This is a genomic window from Paenibacillus hebaui, assembly GCF_051934385.1.
Taxonomy (GTDB): domain Bacteria; phylum Bacillota; class Bacilli; order Paenibacillales; family Paenibacillaceae; genus Paenibacillus.
In genome coordinates this window covers 5,035,379-5,052,036 of the sequence record NZ_CP196836.1, presented here as the reverse complement: position 1 = coordinate 5,052,036, position 16,658 = coordinate 5,035,379, and the positions used below count along the sequence as shown (strand labels likewise).

The window sequence follows — 16,658 nt, the reverse complement described above, 5'->3', positions numbered from 1 at the left end:
AGGAAAAGGAATGACTACACCTGCATTGCAAAACAGTATTGTTAAGGATATGGGACTCGCTTCGGAAGGTCATCTGAAAATTGACTGGGTAGAAGCGCATATGCCGGTATTGAACCGCATTCGTCGCCAATTTGAGCAGGATCAGCCGTTTAAGGGTCTGAAGGTTGCCATTTGTCTTCATCTGGAGGCCAAAACAGCCTATCTGGCAAAAGTCATCCAAGCTGGTGGTGCAGAAGTCACCATTACGCACAGTAACCCATTGTCAACACAGGATGATGTGTGTGCAGCTCTGGTGGAGGATGGGGTTACGGTATATGCCAAACATAATCCGGATCCTGTGGAGTTCAAGGAATTGCAGCTCCGGGCGCTTGAAGTAAAACCTGACCTGATTATTGATGATGGCGGAGACTTTGCAACGATCATTGCATCCGAACGTCCTGATCTTGCCGCAACGATTCGTGGGGGAGCAGAAGAAACGACAACAGGTATTATTCGTCTGAAAGCATTAGCAAAAGAAGGCCAACTGCGGTTCCCGATGGTTGCAGTTAATGACGCTTATTGCAAATACTTGTTTGACAACCGTTACGGTACAGGTCAGTCTGCGTTCGACGGCATCATCCGTACAACCAATCTGGTGATAGCAGGAAAAAATGTGGTAGTAGCTGGATACGGCTGGTGTGGTAAAGGTGTAGCGATGCGCGCCAAAGGGCTGGGTGCAAATGTTATTGTAACCGAGATCGATCCAATCAAAGCGGTAGAAGCACATATGGACGGATTCCGGGTTATGCCGATGGTGGAAGCAGCCAAATTGGGTGATTTCTTCATCGCTGTTACGGGCAACAAAGATGTGATCACAGGTGAACATTACGATGTGATGAAGGATGGAGCGATTCTGAGCAATGCAGGACACTTTGACGTCGAAGTGAACAAACCTGAACTTGCTAAACGTTCGGATTCAATTCGTACTGTACGTCGCAACATTGAAGAGTATCGCTTCAAAGATGGCCGGAAAATGTATTTGCTGGCTGAAGGCCGTCTGGTTAACCTTGGTGCAGCGGATGGACACCCTGCCGAAATTATGGATACGACATTTGCTCTTCAGGCGCTAGGTCTGCGTTATGTAAGTGAAAATTATGCTGAACTGGGTAAAAACGTTGTTAATGTACCTTATGACATTGATCAACAGGTTGCCAGCTACAAACTTGAAAGCCTGAATATTGGCATCGACTCCCTGTCGGCTGAGCAGGAAAAATACCTGGATAGCTGGAAATTTTAAGATGTATCCAATAATTACAAGCTGATTAAGTGATTCAAAGAGTTTAGAATAGTTTATTGATGATATGGTTCATATGCGGGTGTACGTGCGATTATTTCGTACCCGAGAAACGTCTTTGATCCTGATTTACAGGGTCAAGGACGTTTTTTTTGCGATTATTAAACTAAAAAAACTCAAGCAAGCAAGAAGGGTTTTGATTTTTCAGTGCGAATCTATTATGCTTAGGTGGTGGAAAGTGGGGCAAAGTGGGAGAAACGGGTGAGGAGTGAGTGGGCCAATGTTTATGGGGGAGTTCCAACATAGCATTGATGATAAGGGTCGGGTTATTATTCCGGCTAAATTCCGCGAATCTCTGGGACCTTCTTTCGTTGTCACACGGGGTTTGGACCAGTGTCTTTTCGTGTACCCCATGGATGAGTGGGGGATTATGGAACAGAAGCTCAAAGCACTGCCTTTGATGAAATCCGATGCGCGCGCGTTTACCCGCTTTTTTTTCTCGGGTGCCACCGAATGTGAATTGGACAAACAGGGCAGGGTAAATCTGCCGGGCAATCTTAGAGAGTATGCCAAGCTAGACAAAGATTGCGTTGTTCTTGGCGTGTCAAACCGGGTGGAGATTTGGAGCAAAGGCATATGGGAGAGTTATTTCAATCAATCCGAAGAAGCATTCAACGACATTGCCGAAAAGCTGGTCGATTTTAATTTTGATCTATAAAGTCAGGAGGGGTGCAGGTTGTTTCACCACATAACCGTACTCAAAGAAGAGGCAACAGAGGGATTAAACATCAAGCAGGACGGTATATACGTGGACTGCACTTTAGGCGGTGGCGGACATAGCTCCGTTATTGCTTCCAAGCTCGGTCCAGGGGGGCGTCTAATCGCGCTTGACCAGGATGATTGGGCTTTGGATAATGCACGTGAGAAATTGGCTTCATACGGAGAACGGATAACATTGGTTAAAACCAATTTTCGGGATCTGGAACAGGTATTGAAGGAACTGGATGTACCGATGAAGGATGGCGTGCCGCAGGTCGACGGCATTTTGTACGATTTGGGGGTATCATCACCTCAATTCGATGAAGGAGAACGTGGATTCAGCTACAATCACGATGCTCCACTTGATATGCGAATGGATCAGGATGCATTCCTTACCGCCAAGGAGATTGTTAACGAATGGCCGGAAGAGGAAATTGCCCGGATTTTGTATCGCTATGGTGAGGAGAAGTTCTCTAGAAGAATTGCCCGCGTCATTGTAGAAAAACGGAAACAGTCCAGCATTGAGACTACGGCCGAACTGGTGGAGTTGATCAAAGAAGGTATTCCGGCGGCAGCTCGTCGTACGGGTGGACATCCTGCAAAACGCAGCTTCCAAGCATTGCGGATTGCAGTCAATGATGAGTTGGGTGCGTTTGAGGAAGGACTTCATCAAGCTGTTCGTTGCCTTGCACCAGGCGGACGTGTATCTGTAATTACCTTTCACTCGCTTGAGGACCGGATTTGCAAACAGATCTTTAGCAGTTACCTGGAGAAATGTACATGCCCTCCCGATTTTCCGTTGTGTGTCTGCGGCGGTAAAGGTCTTATGCGTTTAGTCAACAGAAAGCCGCTGATTCCAACGGAAATGGAACTAGCGGAGAACTCCCGTGCTCGATCAGCTAAGCTGCGAGTAGCCGAGAAACTGTAAACCAAGAGTAGAGGAGAGAGTCGGAGTATGGCATATACGCGTGGTAATCTGGCAGTTAAGGAAAAAGCGTCCCAAGAACGTGTGACCCAGCAGCGGTACAAGGAAACCACCAAAGTGGTGACCCGTCGTACCGGTCTTCCGGCACGTGAGAAATTTTTGTATTTGATCACTTTGATCGCAGTTATCGCTGTTGGTGGTGTAATGATGTCGCGTTATGCTCACATCTATGAGATTAACAAGCAGGCACAGACGACGCTGTCTGACGTTAGAGAAGCAGAGAAAACCATTGCCGATCTGCAAGTGGAAAAAGAAAAACTAAACAATCTCGTTATCGAGAATGCTCGCGAACTTGGTTACGTTGAAGCTTCTGGCAAGGATGTCATTTTTGTACCTCGCTCAACAGGTACGGAAACATCTTCGGATACAGCAAATAAGTAAAAAATTTTGTATATATCCATTCCATACAGTGATTTCCAATTAACAAGATGGGGGTCGCATTGGAATCGAATGATACAAAAGGCTGAATTAAAGAGGTGTACCGATGGTAAAAAGAATAAAGATGCGCACGTTGTTTATAGGGGGATGTATCACCCTCTTTTTTCTTGTATTGGTAATTCGAATATTTTTTATCCAGGTTGTTAATGGCGGTGACTGGCAGGAACGCGCGGCTGGCTTAGTAGAACGTGAACAGATCATCAAAGCGAGCAGAGGGACAATTACAGACCGGAAGGGGAACATTCTGGCTACGGATTCACCTGCGTATACGGTATCTGTTAACCCGGAGCTTATTAATCAGCTTGGGATTGAAGATGTGGTTATTGACAAATTGTCCAGTTTGTTGGGCAAAAACGAGAGCGAAATGCGTACACTTGTAACAGCCAAAAGGGGAAATGGCAAGTTCTTTCAGCAACGTGAAGTACGCAGCGAAGGCTACAAAATCAGCCCTGAATTGGCTGCAAAAGTAGACGAGTTTCGAGAACAACTGAAGGACGAATACAAAGCCCAGAACGCCATTGTCATGACACAAGAGTCGAAACGCTTTTATCCGGAAGAAACGCTGGCATCTCATATACTTGGTTACATGAGCCGTGATGGCAAGGCTGTTAATGGTCTGGAAGTATCCTATGATGAACAGCTTACAGGTACAGATGGTTATCTGAACTCCCAGAAGGATGCAAAGGGCATCAAGCTGCCTGACTCTCAGGATAACTACCTGCCACCTCAGAATGGTAAAAATCTCACGCTGACCATCGATGATACGATCCAATTTTATATTGAAGATGCGATGAAAGAAGCGGTTGCTCAATATAATCCGCTAAGTATGACTGTCATTGCAGCAGATCCCAATACGATGGAGATCTTGGGCATGGCTAACTGGCCTAATTTCAATCCTAACACTTACTGGGAAACACCGGATCAGAAGGACTTCATCAACCATGCGACACAATCCATCTATGAACCGGGGTCAACATTCAAGATTGTTACCTTGGCAGGTGCTGTGGAAGAAAAATTGTTCGATCCCAATGCAAGTTTTGAATCCAAACGCATGTATATCGGTGGTTTCCCGATTAGCGATAATGGTCATACCTATGGTTGGATCTCTTATCTCGAAGGAGTTAAACGCTCAAGTAACATTGCGTTTGTTAACTTGGGTTACAGTATGCTTGGCGGGGAGCGTCTACGTCACTACATAGACGAATTCGGTTTTGGTAAAAAGACTGGCATTGATCTGCCAAGTGAGGCAGCCTCACCAATCAGGCCTCTCGTCTATAAATCGGAGATCGCTACAGCTGCTTACGGTCACGGTCTTGTACAGGTAACACCAATTCAGCAGGTGGCCGCTATTTCCGCTATTGCCAACGGTGGCAAATTGATGGAACCGCATCTAGTGAAGGAAATCAAAAACCCGAATGATGGTACAACAGAAGTCATCAAGCCGAAGGTCGTTCGCCAGGTCATCTCCAAGGAGTCTTCCAAACTGGTGAGCGGGTATCTGGAACAGGTCGTTGCGGATCGTGCGATTGGTACCGGGCGCAATGCTTATATCGAAGGATATCGCGTTGCAGGTAAAACGGGAACTGCAAGAAAAGTAGTCAACGGGGCGTATAGTAAATCCAAAGACGTCGTTTCGTTTATCGGATTTGCACCCGTCAATAACCCGAAAATCGCGATATTGATTGTGATTGACCAGCCTGATGGCGCCAATATTGGCGGCGGGACTGCAGCTGCACCGGTATTCAAGAAGATTGCCAGCCAGGCTCTTCAATATATGGGAGTCCCGAAAGATACAGTGAAAACCACTGACAAGAAATCCAAAACAACTCCAGTTGTTCAAGCCAAAGCTCCTGACCTGTCAGGCAAAACAGCGAAGCAGGCCAGAAGTCAGCTTCTGAACGCAGGAATTGCTTATGAGACGCTTGGTCAGGGTGAAAGTGTTATTCGCCAGTATCCTGTAGCAGGTGCATCCATGAATCCGGGCCAACGAATCTATCTGCTGACCGAAGAGAGCAGCAAGATGAAGATTCCTGATCTGACCGGTGAATCTCTACGAGACGCACTTGAAGTGCTCTCTCTTATGAAAGTGGCAGTAACGGTTAAAGGCGAAGGGTACGTCGTGAAGCAAACGGAGCAGGTATCAGGCGAGCAGAGAACGGTTCAGCTCACCTTGCAGACAGCCAAAGCGGCGGTTACCGGTATAGCCGATGATGCTCCTGAATCTTCTGATCCAACAACATCAGGAGATGAAGCCGACAAGCAGGATGCATCTGTCGAAGCAGGGAACACCGAAGAAACGGACAAAACGGATGCAACAAACGCGCCTTCAAATGAGACAGAATCTTCTGCCGATCCATCGGATAAGGTTTCGCTTCCATAGTGATCACAGACAGCTTGTTCTAACCCCCGGTTGTCCCGAATATTCATGAATGGAACACAATCATGATTTTGGGACGAGTGGGGGGATCTTTTCGTGAAGGGATCAAGCGTAAATCTGCGGCGCAGATTGTTATGGAGTTTAATGATCTTAGTTTTGCTATTTTCGGCCCTGGTAATCAGGCTTGCTTATGTACAGCTCGGGGAAGGCCCGGAATTGTCTGCGAAAGCGGAAGAATCTTGGCGGCGTAATATTCCCTATTCAGCCAAACGGGGAGAGATCCTGGATCGCAATGGAATCTCTCTGGCCTATAATGTGACAACACCAACCATTATGGCGATCCCTGCTCAGGTAAAAGAAGCGGAGACGACAGCTAGAGCACTGGCTCCGTTGCTAGGGATGACGGAAGAGAAAGTGCTGGCAACCATTAAGAAAAGAGAACTGATTGTCCGACTACAACCCGGTGGCCGCAAAATTACGATGGAGAAAGCGCAGCACATCCGTGATTTGAAGCTTCCGGGTATCGTTGTTGCTGAGGATAATAAGCGATTCTATCCATATGATGATTTGGCTGCTCATATTCTTGGTTTTACAGGCATTGATAATCAGGGCTTAACGGGTGTAGAGAAAAAATACGATGATAAGCTGAACGGTTTAAATGGCAGTGTGTCCTACTTGTCCGATGCGGCCGGAAGGCTAATGCCGGGCTCATCCGAGAAGTATGTGGAACCCAAGGACGGCCTGAACCTGAAGCTGACCATTGATAAATCGATTCAGTCCATCATAGAAAGAGAGCTGGATCAGGCCATGGTCAAATTCCAGGCCAACTCGGCGCTTGCAATTGCCATGAACCCCAAAACGGGTGAAATTATTGGTATGGCGAGTAGACCCGGATATGAACCAGCGGATTATCAGCAGTATCCGGCCGATATCTATAACCGGAATTTACCGATCTGGATGACATACGAACCAGGCTCGACGTTTAAGATCATTACACTGGCAGCGGCACTTGAAGAGAAGAAAGTCAATCTGCAACAGGACCAATTTTTTGATCCGGGCTATGTTGAGGTTGGCGGGGCTCGTCTGCGTTGTTGGAAAAAAGGTGGTCACGGTAGTCAAACGTTTTTGCAGGTTGTAGAGAATTCTTGCAACCCCGGGTTTGTGGCACTCGGTCAAAGACTGGGAAAAGAATCTTTGTTCTCATACATTAAAAACTTTGGATTCGGCACCAAAACAGGCATTGATCTGAGTGGTGAAGCAAGTGGAATATTGTTCAAACTGTCCCGGGTGGGACCTGTTGAACTCGCAACGACAGCTTTTGGTCAAGGTGTTTCCGTTACGCCGATTCAGCAAGTGGCAGCTGTGTCAGCGGCCATCAATGGTGGTAAACTTTATAAGCCTTATGTCACGAAGGCGTGGGTTCATCCCGAAACCGGAGAAGTTATGGAAGAAGCCAAGCCGGAACTGGTTCGTCAAGTCATCTCGGAAGATACGTCTAAGCAAGTGCGTGAAGCGCTCGAGAGTGTGGTTGCCAAGGGCACAGGACGTCCAGCATTTATTGATGGATACCGGGTTGGCGGCAAAACGGGCACAGCCCAGAAGGTAATCAACGGACGTTATTCCTCTACCGAGCATATCGTATCTTTTATCGGTTTTGCTCCGGCCGACGATCCACAGATTGTTGTCTATACTGCGGTGGATAATCCCAAAGGGATTCAGTTCGGCGGTGTGGTTGCGGCACCTATCGTACAGAACATTCTCGAAGATTCGCTGCATTATATGAATGTCCCTGTTCGAAAGAACCAGGTAGCTAAGGAATACAAATATGGAGAGACTAAAATTGTCACGGTTCCTGATCTATCGGGAGCCACGGTCGAAGACTTGTATGAGGATCTGAATATGAATTTTATGCTGGCCAAATCCGGCAGTGGAAAATATGTGATTAATCAGGCTCCCAAACCTGGAGCCCGAGTCGAAAAGGGCTCGACCATACGCATCTATATGGGAGATGTTCTGAATGATATTCACGATCATACCAAGGATAAGGATCAAGGGCATTGACAGGCTCTTGATCTTCACCGCAACAAAATGAGTTGAGATGCGTTTCATTAATGGACTGTATTGACAATATTAATGAGATACAGGTATATGCGAAGTAGAAGTAAACTTGGAAAAGTGAGGTTATTCATGTGCTTTTAAAACAACTTTCATCAACACTGACAACCGCCCGTGTCATTGGCGAACCAAATACAGAATGCCAAAACCTACAGACAGATTCTCGCCAGGTACAACCGGGAGATCTGTTTATCTGTCTTCCGGGGCATACGGTAGACGGGCATGACTATGCCGAAAAGGCTGTAAACGCTGGAGCTGTAGCTCTTGTCGTAGAACGAGAGCTGGATATGCCTGTTCCTCAGCTGTTGGTCAAAGATAGCCGTTTTGCAATGGCTGTGCTTGCAGATTCCTTTTTTGAATCGCCAAGCCGCAAGATGAATATGATTGGTGTAACGGGAACCAACGGGAAAACAACGACAACCTATTTAATCGAGAAAATCATGAGTGATTACGGTCGGAAAACAGGGTTGATTGGTACCATCCAAATGCGTTATGACGGACGTACTTACCCTATGTCAGGCACAACACCGGAAGCGCTCGATCTGCAGCGGAGTCTGCATGATATGGTTCAATCGGGTACGGATTGTTGTATTATGGAAGTTTCTTCTCACGCGCTGGAACAGGGGCGTGTCAAAGGAACGGATTTCCGTACAGCCGTATTTACCAATCTGACGCAGGATCATTTGGATTACCATCACTCCATGGAAGAGTATCGTTCTGCCAAAGGATTGTTCTTTGCACGCTTAGGCAACGGATATACAGAGGATGCTTCCCGGCGCAAATTTGCGGTTATCAATGCAGATGATCCCGCAGCAGCTTATTTTATTTCTGTAACGGCAGCTGAAGTGATTACATATGGCATGGAGGAAAATGCGGATGTACGTGCATCCGCAATCTCAATTACCTCTCAAGGTACTTCTTTCCATGTGGACACATTTAGAGGGAGTACCGATATTCGTCTTCGCATGGTAGGTAAATTCAATGTGTACAATGCAATGGCTGCCATTGCTGCTGCACTGGTTGAAGGGGTTCCTCTGGAAGAGATCAAACGGAGTCTGGAGACGGTACCGGGCGTGGATGGTCGCGTTGAGGCTGTTGATGAAGGGCAGCCATTTGCAGTGATTGTTGACTATGCTCATACCCCAGATGGTCTGGAGAACGTATTGCGGACGGTCAAGGAATTTGCTGAGGGACGTGTGATTTGTGTATTTGGCTGTGGTGGTGACCGGGATCGTACGAAACGGCCTCTCATGGGGAAAATTGCAGCGAAGTACAGCGATATCGTATTGGTTACTTCCGATAATCCACGGACTGAAGATCCGGATCTGATCCTTAAAGATATTGAACAAGGCCTGATTGAAGACTCCATTCAGCCTGACCGTTATACCATGATTGTGGATCGCCGCCAAGCGATTCATGAAGCTATTGAAATGGCAAGCCCAGCCGATGTAGTATTGATTGCGGGTAAGGGCCACGAGACCTATCAGATCATCGGAACAACCAAGACCGACTTTGATGACCGGATTATAGCGAAAGAAGCGATAAGGGGCATATGCAATTGATAAAAAGAACATTGGCACAAATCGCCGAGATGTGTGGAGGAACGCTTACTGACGTTGTTACCTATGGAGATGTGCAAGTTGAAGGTGTGTTTACAGATTCGCGCAAGCCTGTCCGAGGCAGTCTCTTCATCCCGCTGGTTGGCGAAAGGTTTGACGGACATGAATTTGTGCAAGCTTGTGTAGAGAAGGGTGCTGCGGGGACTTTATGGCAAAAGGACCATGGGACTGCACCACAAGGTGCTGTCATCGTGGTAGAGGATACCCTGGTTGCCTTGCAGAACCTTGCGTCATCCTATTTGCGGGAGAGCAATGCATCGGTTGTGGGGATTACAGGCAGCAATGGCAAAACAACAACAAAGGACATTGTGGATGCCATTTTGTCTACCACGTTCAAGGTGCACAAGACCCAAGGTAACTTCAATAACCATATTGGCCTGCCGCTCACCGTGCTGAGCATGGAGCCGGATACTGAAATTGTAATTTTGGAGATGGGCATGAGTGGTCGGGGTGAGATCGAGGAATTATCGATAATCGCCCAGCCGGATGTGGCGATCATTACGAATATTGGTGAAGCTCATCTGCTCCAACTGGGGTCCCGATTGGAGATTGCCCGGGCCAAGGCTGAAATTGCTGCTGGTATGAAACCGGGCAGTTTACTGATCTACAACGGAGACGAGCCGCTGATCGCACAAGTATTGGCGGAGCCGCTCATGAAACAGCCTGAAAACCTTCAGCGTTATACATTTGGTTTGCAGGCAGGGAATGATGATTATCCAACAGGACTCATGAATGTGCAGAGTGGGGTTACGTTTACTACCAAGCAGTTGGGAGAAGTTGCTTTTACATTGCCACTGCTTGGGACCCACAATGTGGTCAATTGTCTTGCTGCGTTAGAAGTAGCACGTCATTTCAAAGTGTCAGCAGAGCAGATTGCAGCAGGACTGTCCGGATTGAAACTGACAGGCATGCGTATTGAGGTTCTTCACGGTGTGAGCGGTCTTACGATGCTCAACGATGCATACAACGCCAGTCCTACATCTATGAAGGCTGCTGTTGACGTACTGGAGGGGCTTAAGGGATATCGCCATAAAGTAGCTGTGCTTGGTGACATGCTTGAACTGGGTCCTCAGGAGCTGGAGCTTCATCGAGGAATCGGGGAATACATTACACCTGCCAAAATGAATATGGTGCTGGCTTATGGGCCGTTATCGGCAAGTATCGCTGAAGGGGCGAGCCAGAACATGCCGGCGGAAGCCGTGCATGCTTTTGAAAGCAAAGAAGAATTGACCCGTTACCTGCTGGAGAAGCTCCATCCCAGAGACGTTGTCTTGTTCAAGGCCTCCCGGGGCATGAAGCTGGAGGACGTGGTCGAAGCACTAAAAATAGCTCCATTACAGAATTGAGTAGACTAGAGGGGTGAACCCATGGATTTCCAGGTATTACTATTAACAATCGGCGTTTCATTTATCTTGGCGGTGATTGCCGCACCGCTATTGATTCCGTTGCTGCGTCGAATGAAATTTGGGCAGCAGGTTCGGGAAGATGGACCTCAGAGCCATCTGAAAAAAAGCGGAACACCGACAATGGGCGGAGTTGTCATTTTACTCGCGTTCACATTGGCCTTTTTGAAATTTTCAGCGGTCAAGAATACGGACTTTTACGTCCTGCTTGTAGCTACACTGGGCTTCGGTCTAATTGGCTTTTTGGATGATTACATCAAAATTGTATTCAAACGTTCACTCGGGCTGACAGCTAGACAAAAGATGCTTGGTCAGTTGTTCTTCAGTGCAGTGATGTGCTACTTGCTGATCCAGAATGGACACAGCACAGCCATTTCTGTTCCGGGTACGTCATTCTCCTTTGACTGGACGGGATGGTTCTACTACCCGTTTGTTGTATTCATGATGCTCGCCATTACGAATGCAGTAAACTTTACGGACGGTTTGGATGGCTTGCTGTCAGGTGTGAGCGCTATTGCATTTGGAGCCTTTGCCATTGTAGCCATGCAGGCCACATCCATGCCAGCAGCTGTATGTGCTGCGGCAATGATTGGTGCAGTGCTTGGTTTCCTGGTATACAACGCCCATCCCGCCAAAGTGTTTATGGGAGACACAGGATCTCTCGGTATTGGTGGTGCCATTGGAGCAGTAGCCATTGTGACGAAGACAGAACTTCTTTTTGTCATCATTGGCGGTATTTTTGTCATCGAGATCCTGTCTGTTATTATCCAGGTGGTATCATTCAAGACTCGCGGCAAACGTGTATTCAAAATGAGCCCGATTCATCATCACTTCGAACTGAGTGGCTGGTCGGAATGGCGGGTTGTCATTACTTTTTGGGCGGTAGGTGCTATTTTGGCCGCTCTTGGACTTTATCTCAACAAGGGGTTGTAAACAATGAACCATCCTGAATCATATCGCGGACAACAAGTCGTCGTGCTTGGACTGGCCAAGAGCGGCGTGCAGGTCGCGAAAGTGCTGGATCGTGCCGGCGCAAAAGTCACAGTTAATGATAAAAAAGAGAGAGAACAGTGTCCCGAAGCATCCGAATTGGAGGCTTTGGGAATTTCTGTTGTATGCGGAGGTCATCCAGATAACCTGATCCATAGTGATGTGAAGCTCGTCGTCAAAAATCCGGGCATTCCATATCAGGCACCTCCTGTGCAGCAGGCCTTGGCCTTAGGTATCGAAGTGGTGACTGAGGTAGAGGTGGCTTATCATCTGTGTGCTGCACCCATGATCGGAATCACGGGTTCTAATGGGAAAACGACCACGACAACATGGGTAGGCAATATGTTAGAGCATGCTGGCCTGAAGCCTATCGTTGCCGGCAATATTGGAACGCCATTGTGTGAGGCAGCAGAGCAGGCTTCTGCGGATAACTGGATGGTCGTAGAGCTTAGCAGTTTCCAGCTCAAAGGAACAGCTGATTTCCGTCCGCGCATTGCCAGTTTGCTAAACGTGGCGGAGACTCATTTGGATTACCATGGAGGCATGGATGATTATGTGGCCTCCAAAGCCAAATTATTTTCTAACCAGCAGCCGGAGGATGTAGCTATCCTGAACTGGGATGATCCGGTATGCCGCGGACTGGTTCCTTATATCAAAGCAAGACTGCTCCCATTCTCAATGACAGAGACGCTTGAAGCAGGGGTATATGCTGATCCGCCATACGTGGATGGGGAAGAGGATGATGTGAAGCGCCAGGTGATCTATGCAGACGGTCAGGACAACCATCACGTCATTGTTGATGTGGAAGACATCGGAATCCCAGGACGATTCAATGTGGGAAATGCATTGGCAGCAGTAGCTATCGCTGTGGCCGCTGGAGCCGATCCATCTGTGCTTGCTGCGCCTCTGGCTGACTTCAAGGGGGTTGAACACCGTCTTGAGTATGTACTTGAGCATAATGGAGTCACCTATTATAACAACTCTAAAGCGACCAATTCCAAGGCGACAGTGATGGCGCTGAACTCATTCAAGGAGCCGGTTGTGCTCATTGCTGGAGGGCTGGATCGTGGCTCGGACATGATGGAATTGTTGCCATTGTTCCAGGAGCGTGTGAAAGCTGTAGTCGCTCTGGGAGAAACACGCACAAAAATTGCCAAGGTCGCAGAATTGGCTGGATTAAAGCAAATTAAGGTCGTCGATAATGAGGAGGACGCTGCCCAAACGTTAACCGCTGCCGTGCAGGAAGCTTCACAGTTTGCAGCTCCAGGTGATGTGGTCTTATTATCACCGGCATGTGCAAGCTGGGACATGTTTGCTTCCTATGAAGAGCGGGGACGCATTTTTAAAGAGGCGGCGCATAACTTGTAAGTAGGGGGGTGGAAAAGCCCCTACTTCCATGCAAGGGGTGGCCTCCTGATGAAACAGTCGCGACCGGTGCCAGATATTTGGCTCCTGATTTGTATTCTGGCATTGCTTGCCATCGGCATTATTATGGTCTATAGTGCGGGCTCGGTGCTTGCTTTTCATGACTACGGCGATTCATTTTACTTTGTCAAAAGACAACTGCTGTTCGCTGGACTTGGACTTGCCGCCATGTTTGTTACCGCAAATGTGGACTACAGGGTCTGGAGGAAATATGCCAAGCCTATACTGATTGCCTGTTTTATCATGCTGATTGGGGTATTGATTCCCGGCATCGGAGTAGTTCGGGGCGGGGCGCGAAGCTGGCTGGGTATTGGTTCGTTTGGCATACAACCTTCAGAATTCATGAAATTGGGCATGATCCTGTTTCTGGCTCACTGGTTAAGCAAGGAACCCGGCAAAATCAAAACGTTCAGGACGGGGCTTCTGCCGCCGCTCGGATTGATTGGTTTGGCCTTCGGCATTATTATGCTTCAGCCCGATTTGGGGACAGGCACCGTAATGCTGGGTGCATCGATGCTCATTATTTTCACAGCAGGAGCAAGGATGAAACATTTATTGTTTCTCGCCCTTGGTGGTGTTGCGGGTTTTGCAGCGTTGATTGCAGCGGCGCCTTATAGATTACAACGCATAACGGCTTTTTTGGACCCGTGGTCTGATCCTCTGGGTGCCGGTTATCAGATTATTCAATCTTTATATGCAATCGGGCCAGGGGGACTTGCGGGCTTGGGACTGGGCATGAGCAGGCAGAAGTACAGCTATGTACCTGAGCCGCAAACTGATTTTATTTTTTCTATTTTGGCAGAAGAGCTCGGTTTTATTGGTGGAATGATTGTATTAATGCTGTTTTTGGTACTGGTGTGGAGAGGGATGCGCGTAGCGATGACGGTACCGGATGCTTTCGGCAGTCTGCTGGGCGTCGGCATCGTTGGCATGGTGGCTGTACAGGTCATCATCAACATTGGCGTTGTTATTGGAATGATGCCGGTTACGGGGATTACACTTCCACTTATCAGTTATGGCGGATCATCATTAACTTTGATGCTGACTGCGTTAGGCATATTATTGAACTTATCCCGTTATGCGAGGTGAATGTACGATGCGAGTCGTTCTAAGCGGCGGCGGTACGGGTGGACATATCTATCCGGCCGTTGCTATAGCAAGGCAATGTGAGGCGGAGAATCCCGACTCCACATTTCTATATATTGGTGGTACCCGAGGGCTGGAAAGCAAACTGGTGCCACAGGAGGATATACCATTTCAATCCATTGATATTACGGGTTTTCGCCGTAAGCTGTCCATAGACAACCTGAAGACAGTCATGAGATTCCTTCAGGGCGTGCGCAAATCCAAAAAAATGCTCAAGGAATTCAAGCCCGATGTTGTCATCGGTACGGGTGGTTATGTGTGTGGACCTGTTGTGTATGCGGCAGCCAAACTTGGTATTCCAAGTGTCATTCATGAGCAGAATGCCATTCCCGGATTGACTAACAAGTTTCTTTCCCGGTATGTGGATACGGTTGCTGTAAGCTTTGAGGGATCGGAGAAAGCATTTTCTGGAGCCAAAAGGGTTGTGTATACCGGCAATCCAAGGGCTACCACAGTAGCCCAAGCCAGCCGTGATCGTGGTTTTGCCACACTGGGCGTGCCCATGAACAGCCGTGTTGTTCTTGTGGTTGGTGGAAGCCGAGGAGCGAAAGCGATCAATAAAGCCATGGTCGATATGGCACCTATGCTGGGACAGCTCGATGATGTACACGTGGTTTACGTGACAGGCGATTCATATTTTGATGAAACACGTGAAGCGATTCGCAGCTCACTTGGCACCATGTCAAATCATCTGCATGTGCTGCCATACGTACACAATATGCCGGAAGTTCTTGCTTGTACATCGCTAATTGTGAATCGTGCCGGAGCATCGTTTCTTGCCGAGATTACATCTCTGGGGATTCCATCCATCCTGATTCCGTCACCTAACGTGACGAATAATCATCAGGAGGCGAATGCCCGCATGCTTGAAGGCGGTGGTGCATCACTTACCATGCTGGAAAAGGATCTGACAGGCAAAGCACTATATGAAGCGATTGCCGGAATTATGAATGATGAAACGGCGCGCGGAAAAATGGCGGAAGCCTCCCGGAAACTGGGGAAACCCGATGCAGCCGAGGTACTTGTGAGCGAAATTCGGCGTCTTGCTGCAGAGCGGTAAAGTGCATTTTGGGCGATTGTCACACACACTGCGGGACTGACATAAGATACCGTATAAATCGTGACAATCGTTCCATGGTGCCACAACACGGCTTGCAGCAACCGAAATCACTGCGCTCATTGGTTTGAAGCAAAGGAGGATGTAAACATGCAGCAGTGGATATCGTTACTATCCCAGATTAATGTCGGCAAAGTTCTTGAAAACGAGCCGTTAGCCAAATACACCACATGGAAGATCGGTGGTCCTGCAGATGCGCTGGTCATACCGGAAAACAAGGAGCAGATGGTCAATCTCATCCAATTGCTGCACGAGCATCAGATTCCCTGGATGCAGCTTGGACGGGGTTCAAACATGCTGGTGTCTGACAAAGGAATACGCGGAGTTGTCGTGAAACCCGGAGAAGGCTTTGATTATGCCGAGTTTCATGAAGGAGGCGTAACTGCGGGAGCGGCACATTCTTTTGTTAAACTCAGTGTGGTTGCTGCCAAAAAAGAGTGGACCGGTTTGGAATTTGGCAGTGGGATCCCCGGAACAGTCGGCGGAGCTGTATATATGAACGCTGGTGCCCATGGGTCGGATGTGTCACGGATATTTCAATCCGCTGAGATTGTACTGGAGACTGGGGAATTGGTACGTTATAGCAAGGAGGAGATGGAATTTGCCTATCGTCACTCTGTTCTGCATGACCGGAGAGGCATCGTGCTGGAGGCTACATTTGCACTCCAGCAGGGAGAGCGCAAGTTCATTTCGGAAGTGATGGCGACTTACAAAGATCGCAGACGCCGTACACAACCACTACAGATGGCGTGTGCAGGTAGTGTGTTCCGGAATCCGCCCGGTGACCATGCCGCCCGACTGATTGAAGCAGCTGGGCTTAAAGGGATGAGTGAGGGAGGCGCACAGGTATCCACCATGCATGCCAATTTCATAGTCAATACAGGCCAAGCAACAGCAGAGGACGTTATCACCCTAATGCAGTCAATTCAGAACACTATATCATCTCAAAACGGTATTAACCTGGTACCGGAAGTCTTCGTAGTGGGTGAACGGTAAACCCCGGAGGTGATA

Annotated in this window: 13 protein-coding genes; all 13 read left to right on the top strand. The window is 48.1% G+C overall.

The window, feature by feature from the left end; genetic code table 11:
• The first annotated feature begins 10 nt into the window (after positions 1-10).
• The 13 genes from ACR32F_RS22960 (at position 11) to murB (ending at position 16,643) form a co-directional block, all read left to right on the top strand.
• On the top strand, positions 11-1,276 hold the full coding sequence (locus ACR32F_RS22960) for an adenosylhomocysteinase (RefSeq protein WP_440111090.1): 1,266 nt from the start codon (positions 11-13) through the stop codon (positions 1,274-1,276).
• A gap of 277 nt (positions 1,277-1,553) precedes the next feature.
• Positions 1,554-1,991: a division/cell wall cluster transcriptional repressor MraZ gene (mraZ, locus tag ACR32F_RS22955; RefSeq protein ID WP_440111088.1), complete on the top strand. Its 438-nt coding sequence runs from the start codon at positions 1,554-1,556 to the stop codon at positions 1,989-1,991.
• A gap of 18 nt (positions 1,992-2,009) precedes the next feature.
• Positions 2,010-2,960 carry a 16S rRNA (cytosine(1402)-N(4))-methyltransferase RsmH gene (gene rsmH, locus ACR32F_RS22950; RefSeq protein ID WP_440111086.1) on the top strand — a complete coding sequence of 317 codons (951 nt, stop codon included), beginning with the start codon at positions 2,010-2,012 and terminating at the stop codon, positions 2,958-2,960.
• A gap of 27 nt (positions 2,961-2,987) precedes the next feature.
• On the top strand, positions 2,988-3,398 hold the full coding sequence (locus ACR32F_RS22945) for a hypothetical protein (protein ID WP_440111084.1): 411 nt from the start codon (positions 2,988-2,990) through the stop codon (positions 3,396-3,398).
• A gap of 103 nt (positions 3,399-3,501) precedes the next feature.
• Positions 3,502-5,835: a penicillin-binding transpeptidase domain-containing protein gene (locus ACR32F_RS22940; protein WP_440111082.1), complete on the top strand. Its 2,334-nt coding sequence runs from the start codon at positions 3,502-3,504 to the stop codon at positions 5,833-5,835.
• Positions 5,836-5,928: 93 nt separating this feature from the next.
• Positions 5,929-7,893, top strand: coding sequence for a stage V sporulation protein D (locus ACR32F_RS22935; RefSeq protein WP_440111080.1), 1,965 nt, complete (start codon positions 5,929-5,931; stop codon positions 7,891-7,893).
• Between the two features lie 128 nt (positions 7,894-8,021).
• On the top strand, positions 8,022-9,509 hold the full coding sequence (locus ACR32F_RS22930) for a UDP-N-acetylmuramoyl-L-alanyl-D-glutamate--2,6-diaminopimelate ligase (RefSeq protein ID WP_440111078.1): 1,488 nt from the start codon (positions 8,022-8,024) through the stop codon (positions 9,507-9,509).
• The gene (locus ACR32F_RS22925) at positions 9,509-10,912 is read left to right on the top strand and encodes a UDP-N-acetylmuramoyl-tripeptide--D-alanyl-D-alanine ligase (protein WP_440119991.1); all 1,404 of its coding nucleotides are present in this window, start codon (positions 9,509-9,511) and stop codon (positions 10,910-10,912) included. The genes ACR32F_RS22930 and ACR32F_RS22925 overlap by 1 nt, the downstream gene beginning before the upstream one ends.
• 21 nt (positions 10,913-10,933) lie before the next feature.
• Entirely contained in the window at positions 10,934-11,902 is a 969-nt protein-coding gene (mraY, locus tag ACR32F_RS22920; RefSeq protein ID WP_440111076.1) for a phospho-N-acetylmuramoyl-pentapeptide-transferase, read from the top strand.
• A gap of 3 nt (positions 11,903-11,905) precedes the next feature.
• A complete protein-coding gene (gene murD / locus ACR32F_RS22915) occupies positions 11,906-13,327 on the top strand; it encodes a UDP-N-acetylmuramoyl-L-alanine--D-glutamate ligase (protein ID WP_440111074.1) in 1,422 nt (473 codons plus the stop codon).
• 48 nt (positions 13,328-13,375) lie between these two features.
• Positions 13,376-14,473, top strand: coding sequence for a stage V sporulation protein E (spoVE, locus tag ACR32F_RS22910; RefSeq protein WP_440111072.1), 1,098 nt, complete (start codon positions 13,376-13,378; stop codon positions 14,471-14,473).
• A gap of 7 nt (positions 14,474-14,480) precedes the next feature.
• Entirely contained in the window at positions 14,481-15,590 is a 1,110-nt protein-coding gene (gene murG, locus ACR32F_RS22905) for an undecaprenyldiphospho-muramoylpentapeptide beta-N-acetylglucosaminyltransferase (protein ID WP_440111070.1), read from the top strand.
• Positions 15,591-15,737: 147 nt separating this feature from the next.
• A complete protein-coding gene (murB, locus tag ACR32F_RS22900; RefSeq protein WP_440111068.1) occupies positions 15,738-16,643 on the top strand; it encodes a UDP-N-acetylmuramate dehydrogenase in 906 nt (301 codons plus the stop codon).
• The last annotated feature ends 15 nt before the right edge of the window (positions 16,644-16,658 follow it).

Excerpts from the sequence above, each read along its gene's own strand:
- ACR32F_RS22960 (WP_440111090.1), top strand. The coding sequence starts at position 11 with ATGACTACACCTGCATTGCAAAACAGTATTGTTAAGGATATGGGACTC.
- mraZ (WP_440111088.1), top strand. The coding sequence starts at position 1,554 with ATGTTTATGGGGGAGTTCCAACATAGCATTGATGATAAGGGTCGGGTT.
- ACR32F_RS22945 (WP_440111084.1), top strand. The coding sequence starts at position 2,988 with ATGGCATATACGCGTGGTAATCTGGCAGTTAAGGAAAAAGCGTCCCAA.
- ACR32F_RS22940 (WP_440111082.1), top strand. The coding sequence starts at position 3,502 with ATGGTAAAAAGAATAAAGATGCGCACGTTGTTTATAGGGGGATGTATC.
- mraY (WP_440111076.1), top strand. The coding sequence starts at position 10,934 with ATGGATTTCCAGGTATTACTATTAACAATCGGCGTTTCATTTATCTTG.
- murD (WP_440111074.1), top strand. The coding sequence starts at position 11,906 with ATGAACCATCCTGAATCATATCGCGGACAACAAGTCGTCGTGCTTGGA.
- spoVE (WP_440111072.1), top strand. The coding sequence starts at position 13,376 with ATGAAACAGTCGCGACCGGTGCCAGATATTTGGCTCCTGATTTGTATT.
- murG (WP_440111070.1), top strand. The coding sequence starts at position 14,481 with ATGCGAGTCGTTCTAAGCGGCGGCGGTACGGGTGGACATATCTATCCG.
- murB (WP_440111068.1), top strand. The coding sequence starts at position 15,738 with ATGCAGCAGTGGATATCGTTACTATCCCAGATTAATGTCGGCAAAGTT.